The organism is Methylocaldum sp. RMAD-M (assembly GCF_017832375.1).
Lineage (GTDB): Bacteria > Pseudomonadota > Gammaproteobacteria > Methylococcales > Methylococcaceae > Methylocaldum.
This window is the reverse complement of sequence record NZ_JAFIBZ010000001.1, coordinates 84245-99535: the sequence shown is the minus strand read 5'-3', so window position 1 is coordinate 99535 and position 15291 is coordinate 84245. Positions and strand designations below refer to the sequence as shown.

Here is a 15291-nt window from a genome sequence, read left to right as displayed (position 1 = left end):
CCGACCTACAACTCTTTCGGCCTCCATTTTGCGGGGTGTAGGGCGGCGTTTCCTATACCATGTCGCAAGATGGCGGTGAAAAATCTTCTAAAATCCGACCCCTTCACGGCGTCGATGTTTTTGATCCATCCAGCCGATCGGTTTCACGGCAGCGGCACTCAACCTTTCATCCGGCTCAAAGCGTCCACATCCAAGGTCTCGAACCGATGATAAATCTGCGTCACCAAGCCCATGGCCACGCCTACTTCCGCCGCCGCCATCGCAAGCACCAGCAGGAACATGATTTGCCCGTCCGCCTGATTCCAGCGCGAGCCGGCGACGATGAAAGCGAGCCCCGTCGAATTCAGCATGATTTCCAGGGAGATCAGCATGAAGATCAGGTTGCGCCGCACCAGAACGCCGGTGAGCCCCAGCGCGAAAAGGACGGCCGCCAACAGCAGTCCGTGTGCCTCGGGAATGGTTCCGTTCATTTCTTCACCTCCTGCCGGGTCAAGTGATAAGCCCCGACCAATCCGGCCAGGAGAAGCATGGACGCCAATTCCACTGCCAGCACATAAGGTCCGAGCAGCCGAATGCCCACCTCCTTGGATGCGACGATATGGCCGAGCGCGGCCCGCTCTTCCTGCATCAGGACGAAGATCAGCTCGGTCAGTAGCACCGCCGCCATCGCGGACGGCCACCGCCACGCGGCAGGCGGCAGCCACTTTCTCTCCTGCTCCAGGGTTCGCCGCCCCAGATTCAGCATCATCACCACGAACAGGAACAGCATCATGATCGCCCCGATGTGAACGATGATCTGGAGCATCGCTCCATAGTACGCCCCCATGAGAAAGAACACGACGCCCGAAGCCAGCAGGGACAAAATCACGTACAACAGGGCGTGCACCGCGTTGAGCGAAACGATCACCAGCAGCGTGGAAATCACGCTGATCAAGGCGGAGGAATAAAACAGGACATACAGCATGGGGTCGTTCTCCTAAGGCAACAGACTCCGGACGTCCACCGGCGGCGCCTCGTTCTCGGCCTCGCCCTTATCTTTTCCGGCCACGCTTTTCCCGGCGACGCGGTAGAAGTTGTAATCGTGATATTTGCCGGTCCCGTCGATCAAAAGATGCTCCTTCTCATAAACCATGTTGCGGCGGTCGTACTCGCTCATCTCCATGTCCGGCGTCAATTGAATGGCGTAGGTCGGACAGGCCTCCTCGCAAAACCCGCAGTAGATACAGCGGGAAAAGTTGATGCGGAAGAACTCCGGATACCAGCGGCCGTATTCGTCCTGGGTCTTCTGCAGGGCGATGCAGTCCACGGGACATGCCACCGCACACAGGTTGCAGGCCACGCAGCGTTCCTCCCCGTCGGGGTCGCGGGTCAGCACGATTCGTCCGCGATAGCGCGGGGCCAGGGCCGGCTTCTCCTCGGGATATTGCACGGTGTCCGCCTTGGTGAACGTATGCTGGAACACAGTCCATAGCGTCTGGAACTGAGTCAAGAAGTCCTTCAACATGACGGCTCACCCACAGCCATGGGTGATACAGGCGAAGCCAGCTTTTCGTTCCTCCGATGCCCTATCGCCATAGGATGACGGCTCCGGTAACCAGTAAATTCAGGAACGACAGCGGCAGCATCACCAGCCACCCGAACGACATGAGCTGGTCATAGCGCGGTCTCGGCAGGGAACCGCGCACCAGAATGAACAGCAGGATAAAGACGGCGGTCTTGATCGTGAACCAAGCCAGGGGCGGCAAGACCGGCCCCAACCAGCCGCCGAAGAACAGAGTGACGATCAGGGCCGCCCCGAGGGTAACGCCGATGTACTCGCCGACGAAGAACATGCCGAACTTCATGCCGGAATATTCGGTGTGATAGCCGGCCACCAGCTCGTTTTCCGCTTCCGGCAGATCGAACGGGGTGCGGTGAGTTTCCGCGAGAACCCCGATAAAGAACAGGATGAATCCCAGAAATTGCGGCACCACGAACCATCCGTCCCTTTGCGCTTCCACGATGGCGCGCAAATCGAAGGTTCCGGCCAGCATGACGACCCCCAACGCGGACATCGCCAGAAATACCTCGTAACTGATGGCCTGCGCCGTAGCCCTCAGGGAACCGATCAGCGAGTATTTGCTGTTGGACGCATAACCGGCCAGAACCACGCTGTACACCGACAGCGCCAGGACCGCCAGCACATAAAGCAAATCGAAGTCGAAATCGATGATTCCGATGTCCGGCGCGATCGGAATCACCGCGAAAGCGGCCAGCATGCATCCCATGATCACGACCGGAGCGAGCACGAATACCGGTTTGTCGGCGAAGGGCGGAATCCAGTCTTCCTTGCTCAGGATCTTGAGCATATCGGCGACGACCTGGAACAGTCCCAGAGGTCCCACGCGATTGGGGCCCAGACGGTCTTGCCAGATGGCGAGCAGCCGGCGTTCGACCCAGATCAAGAGCGCCGCCACGGTGATCAACGCCCCGAGAATGCCGGCGATATCGAACGGCGACCCCAGCGTCATGGCCTCTCCCCTTCTTTTTCGATGGCGATCCATGCCGGAAGATCGCTACGGAACAGACCGGCAAGGCCGGCGGAGATGCCCACGGCGCCTCTCGGTAAGGACGATTCCAGCCTCAGCGGCAAACGCACGACGCGCTCGTTCAGCCGCACCGCCAGGGTCTCGCCGACGCCGAGTCTTTCCGCATCCTCCGGGTGCAGCGCGGCATAGGCTGCCGGCACCCGCTCCGCCAATGGCGGCGATAGCGCGCTCAGCTCTTCGCTGCCGAAAACGTGGTAAAGCGGGATGGCCCGCCAACGGGCTTCGTCGCGTAGACGGTAGGGCACTTCGTCGAACCAGCGGGGCTCCGCCGTTTCCGGCGACTCGAAAAGCCTCACCCCGGGATCGCCGCCTCGCAAAGCCCCGCTCACCTCATCCTGAAATTTGTTGACGGCCTGCTGATGCGAATTCCAACCTGGCGCCCAGACGAATGGCAATAATGCCGGCGGCACGTCGACACTTGCGCCTTCCATGGAAAACGCCAAAGCCGAATCGGGGTCGTCGGGCGGCTTGGGTTCATGGATTTCGCGGTTTGCAAACATCGCGGTCCGTCCGCTATAGCGATGGGGTTCGCGCGGGACCTTTTCGCCCTCGACACGAAAACCCGCCGGCGGAGCGGCGTTCCGGATCGGCCCGAATTCCGGCAGAGCCGCGGCACAAGCGGCGGTAAGCGCATCGATGTTCGACCAGCGTTTCGCTGCGGCATCGGCTAGCCAGCGCCAGCTGTCGCGGATTTCGCCGCTGCCCGGCATGACGGAATAAAAACGTTGCGCCCGCCCCTCGAGGCTGACCAGAGTGCCCTCGGTTTCCGCAAACGTGCTTCCCGGAAGAAGTAATTGGGCCTTGGCTGCAGTGCCGTGGCGAATATGATCGATCACCACCACATGCCGCGTACCGTTGAAAAAGCTGTCCACGGCCCCGGCGTCCGCCCGCCGGTAAAGATCGTTCTCCAGCACGATCACAGTGTTCAAGTCTCGGGTCTTCGCCGCGGCGAAGGCGTCCTTGACGCTGCGCTCGTCCATCATCGCCAATCCGAGCGTATTGCATTCCGGCACGACATAGCACAGATCGACAGCCCTTCCTTCTCGCCGGTTGCTCAAGGCTAAGGCGATATTGGCCGCCGCCCGGACCACGGAGAGACTGCCGCAACCGGTGCCCGAGACGATGAGCGGATGCGCCGCGGCAGTGAGGGTATCGCCGATGAGTTCCGCCAGATGTTCGTCCTCTTGCGAAAGGTCGGCCACCGCCGGCGCGCTGGCATCGATCCGGTTGGCGATTGCCAGGCCCAGCCGCGCGATGTCTTCCGGCGTTCCCCGGCAGATCGCTTCCGCTATGTCGTCCAGCCGGGTAGCGTTAGGCGCTACGACGAACAGCGGGCTCTTCTCGCCTTGAGCCGCCGCTCTTACGGCGGCATCTTGCCAGCGCGGTATCTTGAGCCGGTCGGCGCGTTCGAAAGCGCGGTTCCGAACCGCCTGGCGCAACGCGAGCGCCACACGCGGCGCGGTATTCGCCACGTCTTCGCCCAGGATCAAGACGGCGTCCGCCTGCTCCACCTCCCGCAGCGACGGATTATGGACCGGCCAATGTCTCAGCACGTCCAGTATGGCCGCTGCCAGCGATGCCTCCCCCTGGGCAAAACCGGCGTAAAAATGCTCGGCGCCGACCAGTTCCCGCAGGGCGAAGTTGACTTCCAACGAGGCGCGGGGAGAGCCGATTCCGATCGTGTGACCGCCCAGCAAGCCTTGAAAATGGGCCAGCGCGGTCTCCCCGGAGACCGGCTCTCCGCGAAGCATCGGCTGGCGTATGCGCCGCTCGCTGTTCACGAATCCGTAGCCGAAGCGGCCCCGATCGCAGAGAAAATAGCCGTTCACCTCTCCGTTATAGCGATTGACGATGCGCCTAAGCGTTCCGTAGCGTTCGCCGGGGCTGGTATTGCATCCCACCCCGCAGTGCACGCAAATCGAGGGCGCATGCTGTAGATCCCACTTCCGGACGTAATGCTGGCTGAACGTCCGATCGGTGAAAACTCCGGTGGGACAGACCTCGACCAGATTGCCGCTGAACTCGTTTTCCAGAACGCCGTCCTCGAAGCGCCCGAAATAGACGTTGTTGCGGGATGCAAACACGTCGAGGTCCTTGCCTCCGGCGTAGTCGCGGTAAACCCTAACGCAGCGGTAACAGGCGATGCAGCGGTTCATCTCGTGATTGATGAACGGTCCCAGATACTGGTTTCGGTGGGTGCGCTTCAAGCCGCGATAGCGACGAAAGGTATGCCCGGTCATGACCGTCATGTCCTGGAGATGGCACTCGCCGCCCTCCTCGCACACCGGACAATCGTGAGGATGATTGGTCATCAGGAACTCGATGACTCCGGCGCGGAACTCCCGTGCCTGAGGAGCTTCGAGGGACACGCGGAGGCCCTCGGTCACCGGGGTCATGCAGGCCATGACCAGCCGCCCCTGGGCGTCGCTCTCGTCCTTGTACTGCACGACCGCGCATTGCCGGCAGGCGCCCACGGACCCGAGGGCCGGATGCCAGCAGAAGTACGGCAAATCTAGCCTCAACGACAAGCAGGTCTTGAGCAGATTGTCTCCCGCTTTTACGTCGTAGGTCTGGCCGTCTACCGTGATTTTTGCCATGGATTGAATCCTATCAGGCCACCCTTGCAGTCGATGCCGGTTTCAAATAGCGTTCGAAATCGGCCCGGAAATATTTCAATGCGCTCTGTAACGGCTCGGCGGCCCCGGGCGCGAGCGCGCAAAAGGTATTGCCGGGTCCCATCAGGCGCGCGAGCTGTTCGAGTTGGTCCAGGTCCTCCGGCCGGCCACGTCCGACCAAAAGGCCTTCGAGGAGTTCGACGACCCACGGCAACCCGTCCCGGCAGGGGGTACACCAGCCGCAGGATTCCTGCGCGAAAAACCGCTCCAGGTTGAGCACCATTCGCACCGGACAGGTCTGATCGTCCAGCACGATCATGGTGCCGGTGCCGAGCCGGCTGCCGGCTTTCATCATCGCGTCGAAATCCATGGGCAGATCCAAGTGCTCGGGCAGCAGAAAATCCGTGGATGCGCCGCCGGGCAGGAACCCTCGCAGCGTATACCCCTCCTGCATGCCGCCGGCGCATTCCTCGATCAGTACCCGGATCGGCGTGCCCATGGGCAGTTCCCACAACCCCGGCTTCTTGACCCGACCGCTCGCGCCGAACAGCTTGGTGCCGGCATCCTCGCCCCGGCCCAATCCCCGGTACCAGTCCACGCCGTTGCGGATGATATGGGGCACGTTGCAAAAGGTCTCGACATTGTTGACGACCGTCGGACGGCCCCACAGTCCGCTGATCTGGGGAAACGGCGGCTTGGCGCGCGGTATTGCGCGCTTGCCTTCGAGCGAATTCAGGAGCGCGGTCTCTTCGCCGCAGATGTAGCGCCCCGCGCTGGTATGAAGATGTATCTCCAGATCGAAGTCCGAGCCCAGAATGTTTTTGCCGAGATAGGCGGCGCTACGCGCTTCCCCCAAGGCTTGCTCAAGCCGGCTCGCGGAAAGATGGTATTCGCCCCGGAGAAAGATATAGGCCGTATCGGCCTGCACGGCATAGGCGGCGATGACCACGCCTTCTATGAGCTGGTGCGGGTCGGCCTCCATCAGCAGGCGATCCTTGAAAGTGCCCGGCTCCATTTCGTCGGCGTTCACCACCACATATTTCTGCTCCGCCGACTCGCCCTGCGGCACCAGGCTCCACTTGACGCCGGTGGGAAACCCGGCACCGCCGCGCCCGCGCAACCCGGAATCCTTGACCGCCCCGATCACGTCCGCAGGCGCCATTTCTTTCAAGGCTTTGGCCAAGCCCTCATAGCCACCGGCGCGGCGGTAATCGTCCAGCGTCACCGGCGAGAGATCGGGCTTGATGTTCTGCGTCAGCGGTCTGTCCATGTCTGGCCGTTCCTTTTTAATAGCTCATCGATTTTCGATTCGTCCACGTCTTCGTAAAGCTCTTCGCCGACCATCAGCACCGGCGCGCGATCGCATGCGCCGAGACAGACGATCGGCAGCAGCGTGTAACGTCCGTCCGTCGTGGTTTCGCCCAAGCCGATGCCCAGCCTTTCGGATAGATGCCCACGGATTCTATCGGCCCCCAGCATCCAGCAGCTCACGCTGTCGCAACAAAGAATGACGTTCTCGCCGACCGGCCTTCGAAAGATCAGGTTGTAAAACGTCGCCACCCCATCCAGTTCGTCCGGCGACATCTCCAAGAGCCCGGCAACGGTTTTCAACGCTTCATCCGACACCCAGCCGCGATATTTCTGCACGATCTTGAGCGCCTCGACGGAGGCGGCGGATTTATCGGGATAATGACCCGCGGCCGCGAGGATTTCGGCGGTTTCCTGTTCGCTCAAGATGCGGGCTTCGTTCATAAGAGAACCCGAAAAATCATTTTTTGATGCGGGGAACCGCCCCGCACGCGGGTTACTTTCTTTTGTTCGGCCAAAAGAAAGTAACCAAAGAAAACGCCGCCCGGATGACGCACTTTTCCTGCGCTTCTCGTCCTGGCCGCGGGGCGTCCCGAAGGGACTTCCATGTCCCTCGGGACACGTGCGCAATCCTTTGCGCACCCCTTCGGGCTTTTCCGGTCCAGGACTGCGATGCTCAGGTGCGTCATACGGGATATTGCTATTTTTGTCCCGTGCGGCATGCCCGAGCATCGCAAGCTTTGGCGCTGGAATGCCCGAAGGGGCGCGTCAGGAAGACGCGCGGCGACAGAGGAGCAGGGAAGCTCCTTCTGTCGCCCCAGCGCCAAAGCGAGAAGCGCAGGAAAAGCATGCCGCTCGGGCGCCGTTTCTTTTGGTTACTTTGGATTTGCGCCTGTCCTGGCGCAAATCCTTCGGGCGCACTTCGCGCGTCCAAATTTGTTCCCGACAAATTTGTCTTTGGGCAAGCAAAGACAAACTCGCCGGGAGCGAGTTTGGACCGCCGAAGGCGGGCCCAAAGGGCAAACCCCATGGATGGGGTTTGCAAAAGTAACTCGCCCGCGGGGCGAGACCCGCATCTAAAATCACCGGCAGCACCAGCTGCCACTACCCCAAACCCGCTGGCTAGACCGACATCCTCAACCTCCGCAAACAAGCCATTTAGAAACGTCATATCCCCCTCACCTATCCACATCCGACATCACGAAATCGATGCTCCCCAGGATCGCGATGAGATCGGCGATCATGAGGCCGCGCGACATCAGTGGAATCATCTGAAGATGGGGGAACGAGGCGGTACGGACGCGGGTACGGTAGGACGTCGTGTTGCCGTCGCTCGTCAGGTAATAGCGATACAGCCCCTTGGTCCCTTCCACGCAGGCGGAGCCCTCCCCGGCCGGGATTACCGGCCCCCAGCTGACGTTCAGAAAGTGCTGGATCAGCGTCTCGATGTCGTGCATGGTCCGCGCTTTCGGCGGTGGAGTCGTCAACGGATGAAACGCCTTGTAGGGGCCCGATGGCATGTTGTTCAGGCATTGCTCGATGATTCTTAAGCTCTGCCGCATTTCTTCGACCCGCACCAGGCACCGGTCGTAGCAGTCCCCGTTTTTCCCCGACGGGACCTCGAATTCGAAATTTTCGTAGCCGGAATAGGGACGCGCCTTGCGGTAGTCCCAGGCGAGACCTGTGGCCCTTAACCCCGGTCCGGTAGCGCCCCAGTCGATCGCCTCTTTCGTGTCGTAAACGCCGATGCCCTGGGTGCGCCGCTTGAGGATGCTGTTCGCCAGCACCATCTTGTCGTAGTGCGCCAGCCGTTTCGGAAAATAGTCGACGAATTCCCGCACCTTCTTGTCCCAGCCCTCGGGCAAATCCATCGCCGTGCCGCCGATGCGAAAAAAGCTGGAGTGCATGCGCCCACCGGTAATGGCTTCGATGATTTCGAAGACCCTCTCGCGATCGACGAACATGTAGAAAACCGGCGATAGTTGTCCGACGTCCTGTGCGAAGGTGCCGTAAAACAAGAGGTGATTGTTGATCCGGTAAAACTCCGAGATCATCACCCGGATTGTCTGCGCCCTGGGCGGCACCTCGATGCCGGCCATTTGTTCCAGCGCCATGACGTAAGGCAGGTTGTTCAGCGAGCCGCCGAGATAATCCACCCGGTCGGTATAAGGGATGTAGGTATGCCAGGACTGGCGTTCGCCCATCTTTTCCGCGGCACGATGGTGATAGCCGATATCCGGCACGGCATCGACTATTTCCTCGCCGTCGAGCTGCAGGGCGATGCGGAATACCCCGTGCACGCTGGGGTGGTTAGGGCCGAGATTGAGAAACAGAAAATCGCTGCTGTTCTTCTGCCGTTTCATGCCCCATTCCTCGGGCACAAACCGCAAGGCCTCCTGCTCCGCCTCCTGCTTTTGCTCGGGCAACGAGAACCGCCCCATCTCGGTGGCCCGCGCCGGATGGTCCTTGCGCAGCGGATACCCTTTCCAGGTGGGCGGCATCAGGATACGGCGGAGATTCGGATGGCCTTCGAAGCGAATCCCGAACATGTCGTAGACTTCGCGCTCGTACCAGTTGGCGTTGGGCCAAAGCGAGGCGATGCTCGGCACGCTCAAACCGCCATTGGCCAAGGCGACCTTGAGACGGATATCCTCGTTCCGATCGAAAGACAAAAGATGATAGACCAGCGTGAATTCGCTGGCCGGGAGCCCATCCCGGTATTGGCGCAGGCGCTCGTCCACCGCGGTGAGATCGAACAGCATGGGGTATGGCCGCTCGGTCTCGCGCTTCAGATAAGTCAGACAATCGACGAAACGGTCCTTGCTTACCCAAAGGGTTGGAATGCCGTCATAGGTGGATTGAACGGTAAATTCGTCATCCCCGAAACGGCGCCGGAGTTCGCCGACGATAGCGCCGGTCTTCGGCCTTTCCGTCGTTGTCGCGCTGCCTGCCGTCGTGGTAAAAGTCATCCTAAATACCTTAAAGGCGATCCGGACTGCGCAACTCGGTGGCCCTCATGCGCTCCGGAGTCTTGAGGTCTCGGAAGCTTTTGATCGGCGCTTTCTGAACACCGCCTTCGCCGACCGTCCAGCCTAGGGGCCGTCTCTCTTTTCCGATCGACTCCTGCAGCAGGATCAGACCTTCGAGCAAGGCGTCCGGACGCGGCGGGCAGCCCGGCACATACACGTCGACCGGCAAAAATTTGTCCACACCCTGAACCACACTGTAAACATCGTACATCCCGCCCGAATTGGCGCACGACCCCATGGAAATCACCCAGCGCGGCTCCAGCAACTGCTCGTAGAGACGCTTGATGACCGGAGCCATTTTCATGAAGACCGTGCCGGAAATCACGATCAGGTCCGCTTGCCGCGGGCTTGCCCGGATCACCTCGGAACCGAAGCGGGCGATATCGTAACGGCTCGTGAAAGCGGTGGCCATTTCGACGTAGCAACAGGAAAGCCCGAAATTGAAAGGCCAGACGGAATTCGCTCGACCCCAGGCGATCAGGTCCTCCAACTTCGCCATGAGCAGGTTGCGGCGCATGGCTTCCTCGCTGACGCGCTCGCCGGGGCGGGGCGCTGGGTCGGAATCGGCTTTGGTAAGAGTCCACTCCATCCCGTACTCCCCTTAAATTTGTAGTCGGGCATCCTGCAATTTCTGCCGCTCGGTACGCCAATCCAGAGCGCCGATCCGCCAGAGATAAACCAGAGCGGCCAGCAAAATGCCGATGAACACCAGCATTTCGATGTACCCGATCCACCCGGCCTCGCGAAAGGCGACGGCCCAAGCGAGGATAAAAACGGCTTCCAGGTCGAAGATCACGAAAAAGATGGCGACCGGATAAAACCGTATGGTGAGGCGCACATGAATATCGCCTACTGGCACGACGCCGGATTCAAAAGGCTCGCCGGTCGCGCGTCCGCGACTGGGCCGGGCAAGAAAACGGGGGATCACCAACATCGCCGCGATTACGACCATGATCGCCGCGATATAAGCGATGAACGGCCAAAGATTCGATGCCTGCACCAGATCGGCATTCATGCCACTCCTCCGGATGTGCTGCAGCGGACTGCAAGGGCGATCAACTTGCCCGCAGATTAATCGGACCGGCCGCAACCGGCCTATAAGTAGAAATACATAGTTCCGAAAAACCATTCGGGACGAACGGCGTTTGGGGCTGAGCCAGGAAGACGAGCGACAGGAAGGCGACCATGCGGCATTCACAGGCCCTTGGCAGTCGCTGCGTTGCAAGCACGTCCGCGATTTTAGGATAATAGCCGCTCATTTTTCCCGTCCTAACCATTCCCCGCATGAAAAAACGTCTGGAGAATCTGCTGCATGGCGCCGTTTCCGCATTGAAAGCGAATGGCGAGCTACCTCCCGATATCGATCCGACCATTATGGTGGAGCGTGCGCGCGATGCGCAGCACGGCGATTTCGCCTCCAATCTCGCAATGACCCTGGCAAAGGCCGCCAAATGCAATCCCCGACAGTTGGCGGAAAAAATCGTGGCGGCACTGCCCCATGACGGCATCGTCGCCAAGCTGGAGGTCGCAGGCCCCGGATTCATCAATTTCTTCATCGATCCCAAGGCTCAACATCGAATCGTCGCCGATATTCACGAAGCCGGGCACGAGTTCGGCAAGACCGCCGTCGGCGCCGGCCGCAAAGTTCAGGTGGAATTCGTCTCGGCCAATCCGACCGGCCCCTTGCATGTGGGACACGGGCGCGGCGCGGCCTACGGCGCCGTGGTGGCGAACCTGCTTGCTGCCGCCGGATTCGAGGTACACCGGGAGTACTACGTCAATGATGCCGGCCGGCAGATGGATATTCTGGCCGCCAGCGTGTGGCTCCGCTACCTGGAAGAATGCGGCGAGGTGCTGACCTTCCCGAGCAACGGTTATCGCGGCGAATACGTTCGGACGATTGCCTGGGATCTGCACAAGCGAGTCGGGGAGAAATACCGGCGCCCGACCGCCGAAGTCATGGCGGACATTCCACCGGACGAGCCCCAGGGCGGCGATAAGGAAGTTCATATCGATGCGCTGGTGGCAAGGGCCAAGTCGCTGCTCGGCGCCGACGATTACCGAATCGTGTTCGACGCCGGCCTCGACAGCATCCTCGACGACATTCGCCAGGATCTGGAGGAGTTCGGGGTTCATTACGACGAGTGGTTTTCGGAACGCAGCCTGGCCGATACCGGCGCCATCGAGCGTGCGCTGGAAAAGCTTCAAGAAGCGGGCTATCTCTACGAAAAAGACGGGGCAACCTGGTTCGCTTCGAGCCGGCTGGGGGACGAAAAGGACCGGGTGGTGGTTCGAGAAAACGGTCAGATGACCTATTTCGCATCCGACATCGCTTATCATTTGAACAAGCTGGAGCGCGGCTTCGATCAAATCATCAACATCTGGGGCGCCGATCATCACGGCTACATTCCCCGCGTCAAGGCCGCCATCAAGGCATTGGGGGGCGCCCCGGAACGGCTCCACGTGCTGCTGGTCCAGTTCGCGGTGTTATATCGCGGGGAAGAAAAAGTCCAGATGTCCACCCGCTCCGGAGAATTCGTAACGCTCCGGCAGCTTCGCAACGAAGTGGGCAAAGACGCGGCCCGGTTCTTCTATGTCATGCGAAAATCCGACCAGCATATGGATTTCGACCTGAAGCTGGCCACCTCGAGGACCAACGAAAATCCGGTTTATTACGTGCAATACGCTCACGCGCGGATTTGCAGCGTGTTTAGGCAGTTGGACGAAAAAGGCTGGAAACGCGACCTCGCCGGCGGCATGAATCGTCTGGACCTATTGACGGAAACGCACGAGTTGGCATTAATCAACACGCTGTCCCGCTATACCGAGGTTGTGGAACAATCGGCCGTTCAGCACGAGCCTCATCATCTGGTGCATTATCTGCGCGAGCTGGCGTACGAATTCCACACTTATTACAACGCCCACCAGTTCCTGGTGGAGGATGCCGCGTTACGGGATGCCCGGCTCAATTTGATTGCCGCGGTGAGACAGGTGATCGGCAACGGTTTAAGCCTGCTGGACGTTTCCGCACCCGAAGCAATGTAAAGGCATGTCCAAGGACTATAAGCACCGGATTCCGGGATACCGAAAACGCCAGCTCCAAATTCCGAGACGTTGGGGCCTAGCGGCGGTCGGCATTGCTGGTGCGATCGGGCTCGTTGTGTACGTTTTCTCAGGTGCCGATAGCGAGGCCCCTCCAAAGGCCCCGGAACCCGTGTCCATACCCGCGCCGGCGCCTCAAGCCGCTGCTGCGGTTCCGGAAGCCGAAAAAAAGAGTCAGCCCCAGCAGGAAAGGAAACAAAACACCGAGGGCAAGAAAACAGCCGCCCAAAAACCCGAGCAGAAACCGCAGCCGATTAAGTCGCGCGAGCCCCGGTTTACTTTTTATAAGATCCTCCCCGAAAAGGAAGTCATCATTCCTGAAAGCGAGATTAAAACGATCAAGCGGGAAGAAAGCCAGGGAAGCAAACCCACCGCAGCGCTTTATCTGGTGCAGGCAGGATCTTTCGACAATCTACAGAATGCCGAGCAACTGAAGGGCGACCTGGCCAAGATCAAGATCAAGGCCAAGATCGAAATGATCGAGATCGATAATTCGGCCTGGTACCGCGTCAAAATCGGCCCGTACGCCACTCTGGCCGATGCCGACAAGATCAGGGCCTACCTGCGCAAGAAAGGCATCGACAGCATCGTGCAGAAAGCGGCGAAATAACTCCTTTGCCCCACCGTACCGGATTATCCGGCGATCCGATTGCTCAAAATGCGGGCCAAAATAATTTGTAGGTCGGCAATCCTTTGCCGACAAAGCCCCTCGTCTACCGCGTGTGTCGGCAAAGGATTGCCGACCTACTGCAGCTTGGGAGCGCTACGCCGAACAGGAAAATGCTCTAGAGATCCCATGAGGGCTCGACCGATCGCTTAAAGGACGACCTCGAAACCCTCGAACTGAGGCGGTCCGAGGTAGAGCCCCTTGCTTCCGCCCGCGCTGGCATGAGCGTTGCGAAATGCCTCCGAACGCGTCCAGGCTTCGAAAGCCTCTTTCGACTCCCACGTCGAATGGGAAGCGAACAGCGTGAAGTCCTCATTGCTCGGACCTTGAAGCAGATGAAATTCACGGAATCCCGGAACTTCATGCAAGTAGGTTTCACGATTCCGCCAGATTGCAATGAATTCGCTCTCTTTCCCTAAAGCAATCTTGAATCGATTCATGGCAATGAACATCTCGAACTCCTCTTAAATCGTTTTTTCCTCAAAATTTACGCTACCAGCCGGTAACACGGCTCGTAACGCACGCCCGGAAGCTTCATGCGGCCCTGTGCGACGAACGCCGCCAACAACTCATCCAGAGGCTTCAAGACCTCCGCGTCCCCCCGCAGCTCGAAAGGCCCATGCTCCTCGATGGTTCGTATGCCTTCCGCCTTCACGTTTCCAGCCACGATTCCGGAAAAGGCTCGGCGCAGGTTGGCTGCCAGATGGTGAGGCTCCTGCTGTCGATGCAATTCCAATGAAGCCATATTCTGATGCGAGGGTACGAAAGGGATCTGGAACTGCTGCTCTATCTTCAGCAGCCAGTTGAAATAGTAGGCGTCACCGTTCTGTTTCCGGAATTCCCGCACCAGGCTGATCCCCTCTTTCATTTCCCGGGCAACGCCGGCGGGATCGTCGACGATGATCCGATAACATCGGCGCACGTCTCGACCGATCGTCGAAACCATAAACCGGTCGATAAGCTCGAAATAGCCGGCGCACTCCGCAGGCCCCGTCAAAATGACCGGAAAAGGCAAATTCTTGTTGTCGGGGTGAAGCAGAATCCCTAAGAGGTGGAGAATCTCCTCGGCCGTGCCGACCCCGCCCGGGAAGACGACGATGCCATGCCCGAGCCTTACGAACGCTTCGAGGCGTTTTTCGATATCAGGCATGATGACCAGCTCGTTGACGATGGGATTCGGAGGCTCCGCGGCGATGATTCCCGGCTCCGAAATGCCCACGTAGCGGGCCTCGTAGATACGTTGTTTTGAATGGCCGATCGTGGCGCCTTTCATCGGCCCCTTCATGGCTCCAGGGCCGCAGCCGGTACAGACGTTGAGCCCCCGCAACCCCAGCTCATGGCCGACCTCCTTGGTGTAATCGTATTCTTCCCGGCTGATCGAATGGCCTCCCCAGCATACGACCAAGTTCGGAGAGGTATTCGTGATCAGGCTGCCCGCGTTGCGCAGAATGTGAAAAACGGCGCTGGTGATATCTTCCGACTTGCCCAGATTGAACGCCGAATTCGATACGATCTCCGATCCGGTGAAAACGATATCCCTAAGCACCGAAAACAGATGCTCCCGTATGCCTTTGATCATCTCGCCGTCGACGAAAGCCGAGGCCGGCGCGTTCAGCACCTCCAGCTTGATACCGCGCTGCTGTTGCAATACGCGAATGTCAAAGTCTTTATGTTGCTCGAGCACCAGCTTGGTGTCATCGACAGCGCTGCCGCAATTCAGGACCGCCAGCGAACAACGCCGGAAGAGCTCGTGAAGACCGCCCTGGCTGGTATCGAGCAGCTTCGCCACTTCCAGCTTGGACAAAACCTCCAGAGTGCCTTCCGGCCTTACCTGAGCGTTGATTGTTTGCATCGGAATTCCTTTGTTAGATCTTCCATTGATTATTGATAAGCATTCTGTCGCACTCCTTAAAAAGAAGAACTTCCCAGAACCTGTGGATAAGTTTGTGGAATGCAGTCTTAAAACACTTTTGAAACCCCGC

Annotated in this window: 14 protein-coding genes; 2 read left to right on the top strand and 12 right to left on the bottom strand. The window is 59.5% G+C overall.

Annotated features, from left to right (window positions below):
- Window positions 1–158: 158 nt before the first annotated feature.
- From nuoK to ndhC, 10 genes are all read right to left on the bottom strand, one after another.
- Complete coding sequence (nuoK, locus tag JOD69_RS00425) at window positions 159–470, bottom strand: NADH-quinone oxidoreductase subunit NuoK (RefSeq protein WP_077731732.1); 312 nt, start codon at window positions 468–470, stop codon at window positions 159–161.
- A complete protein-coding gene (nuoJ, locus tag JOD69_RS00420) occupies window positions 467–961 on the bottom strand; it encodes an NADH-quinone oxidoreductase subunit J (RefSeq protein ID WP_205780840.1) in 495 nt (164 codons plus the stop codon). The genes nuoK and nuoJ overlap by 4 nt, the downstream gene beginning before the upstream one ends.
- Window positions 962–976: 15 nt before the next feature.
- Complete coding sequence (gene nuoI / locus JOD69_RS00415; protein ID WP_077731734.1) at window positions 977–1504, bottom strand: NADH-quinone oxidoreductase subunit NuoI; 528 nt, start codon at window positions 1502–1504, stop codon at window positions 977–979.
- Between the two features lie 61 nt (window positions 1505–1565).
- Window positions 1566–2510 (bottom strand): NADH-quinone oxidoreductase subunit NuoH, encoded by a 945-nt coding sequence (gene nuoH / locus JOD69_RS00410; protein WP_077731735.1) that lies wholly within the window; start codon window positions 2508–2510, stop codon window positions 1566–1568.
- Window positions 2507–5185, bottom strand: coding sequence for an NADH-quinone oxidoreductase subunit NuoG (nuoG, locus tag JOD69_RS00405; protein ID WP_086133650.1), 2679 nt, complete (start codon window positions 5183–5185; stop codon window positions 2507–2509). Before nuoG ends, nuoH begins: the two co-directional genes overlap by 4 nt.
- Before the next feature lie 13 nt (window positions 5186–5198).
- The gene (gene nuoF / locus JOD69_RS00400; protein WP_086133651.1) at window positions 5199–6473 is read right to left on the bottom strand and encodes an NADH-quinone oxidoreductase subunit NuoF; all 1275 of its coding nucleotides are present in this window, start codon (window positions 6471–6473) and stop codon (window positions 5199–5201) included.
- Window positions 6458–6955, bottom strand: coding sequence for an NADH-quinone oxidoreductase subunit NuoE (gene nuoE / locus JOD69_RS00395; protein ID WP_086133652.1), 498 nt, complete (start codon window positions 6953–6955; stop codon window positions 6458–6460). Before nuoE ends, nuoF begins: the two co-directional genes overlap by 16 nt.
- 734 nt (window positions 6956–7689) lie before the next feature.
- On the bottom strand, window positions 7690–9480 hold the full coding sequence (gene nuoC / locus JOD69_RS00390; RefSeq protein ID WP_086133653.1) for an NADH-quinone oxidoreductase subunit C/D: 1791 nt from the start codon (window positions 9478–9480) through the stop codon (window positions 7690–7692).
- Between the two features lie 10 nt (window positions 9481–9490).
- Window positions 9491–10129, bottom strand: a complete 639-nt coding sequence (locus tag JOD69_RS00385) for an NADH-quinone oxidoreductase subunit B (protein ID WP_077731741.1) — start codon at window positions 10127–10129, stop codon at window positions 9491–9493.
- A gap of 12 nt (window positions 10130–10141) precedes the next feature.
- Window positions 10142–10555 (bottom strand): NADH-quinone oxidoreductase subunit A, encoded by a 414-nt coding sequence (ndhC, locus tag JOD69_RS00380; RefSeq protein WP_077731742.1) that lies wholly within the window; start codon window positions 10553–10555, stop codon window positions 10142–10144.
- Between the two features lie 269 nt (window positions 10556–10824).
- Between ndhC and argS the strand changes: the two genes are divergently transcribed.
- Window positions 10825–12585, top strand: coding sequence for an arginine--tRNA ligase (gene argS / locus JOD69_RS00375; protein WP_086133654.1), 1761 nt, complete (start codon window positions 10825–10827; stop codon window positions 12583–12585).
- A gap of 169 nt (window positions 12586–12754) precedes the next feature.
- On the top strand, window positions 12755–13252 hold the full coding sequence (locus JOD69_RS00370) for an SPOR domain-containing protein (RefSeq protein WP_240502602.1): 498 nt from the start codon (window positions 12755–12757) through the stop codon (window positions 13250–13252).
- A gap of 206 nt (window positions 13253–13458) precedes the next feature.
- Here the strand turns inward: JOD69_RS00370 and JOD69_RS00365 are convergent, their stop codons facing one another.
- Together JOD69_RS00365 and ppnN are read right to left on the bottom strand one after the other, a co-directional pair.
- Window positions 13459–13761, bottom strand: a complete 303-nt coding sequence (locus JOD69_RS00365) for an antibiotic biosynthesis monooxygenase (RefSeq protein WP_086133655.1) — start codon at window positions 13759–13761, stop codon at window positions 13459–13461.
- A gap of 35 nt (window positions 13762–13796) precedes the next feature.
- Window positions 13797–15161: a nucleotide 5'-monophosphate nucleosidase PpnN gene (gene ppnN, locus JOD69_RS00360; RefSeq protein WP_086133656.1), complete on the bottom strand. Its 1365-nt coding sequence runs from the start codon at window positions 15159–15161 to the stop codon at window positions 13797–13799.
- Window positions 15162–15291 lie beyond the last annotated feature (130 nt).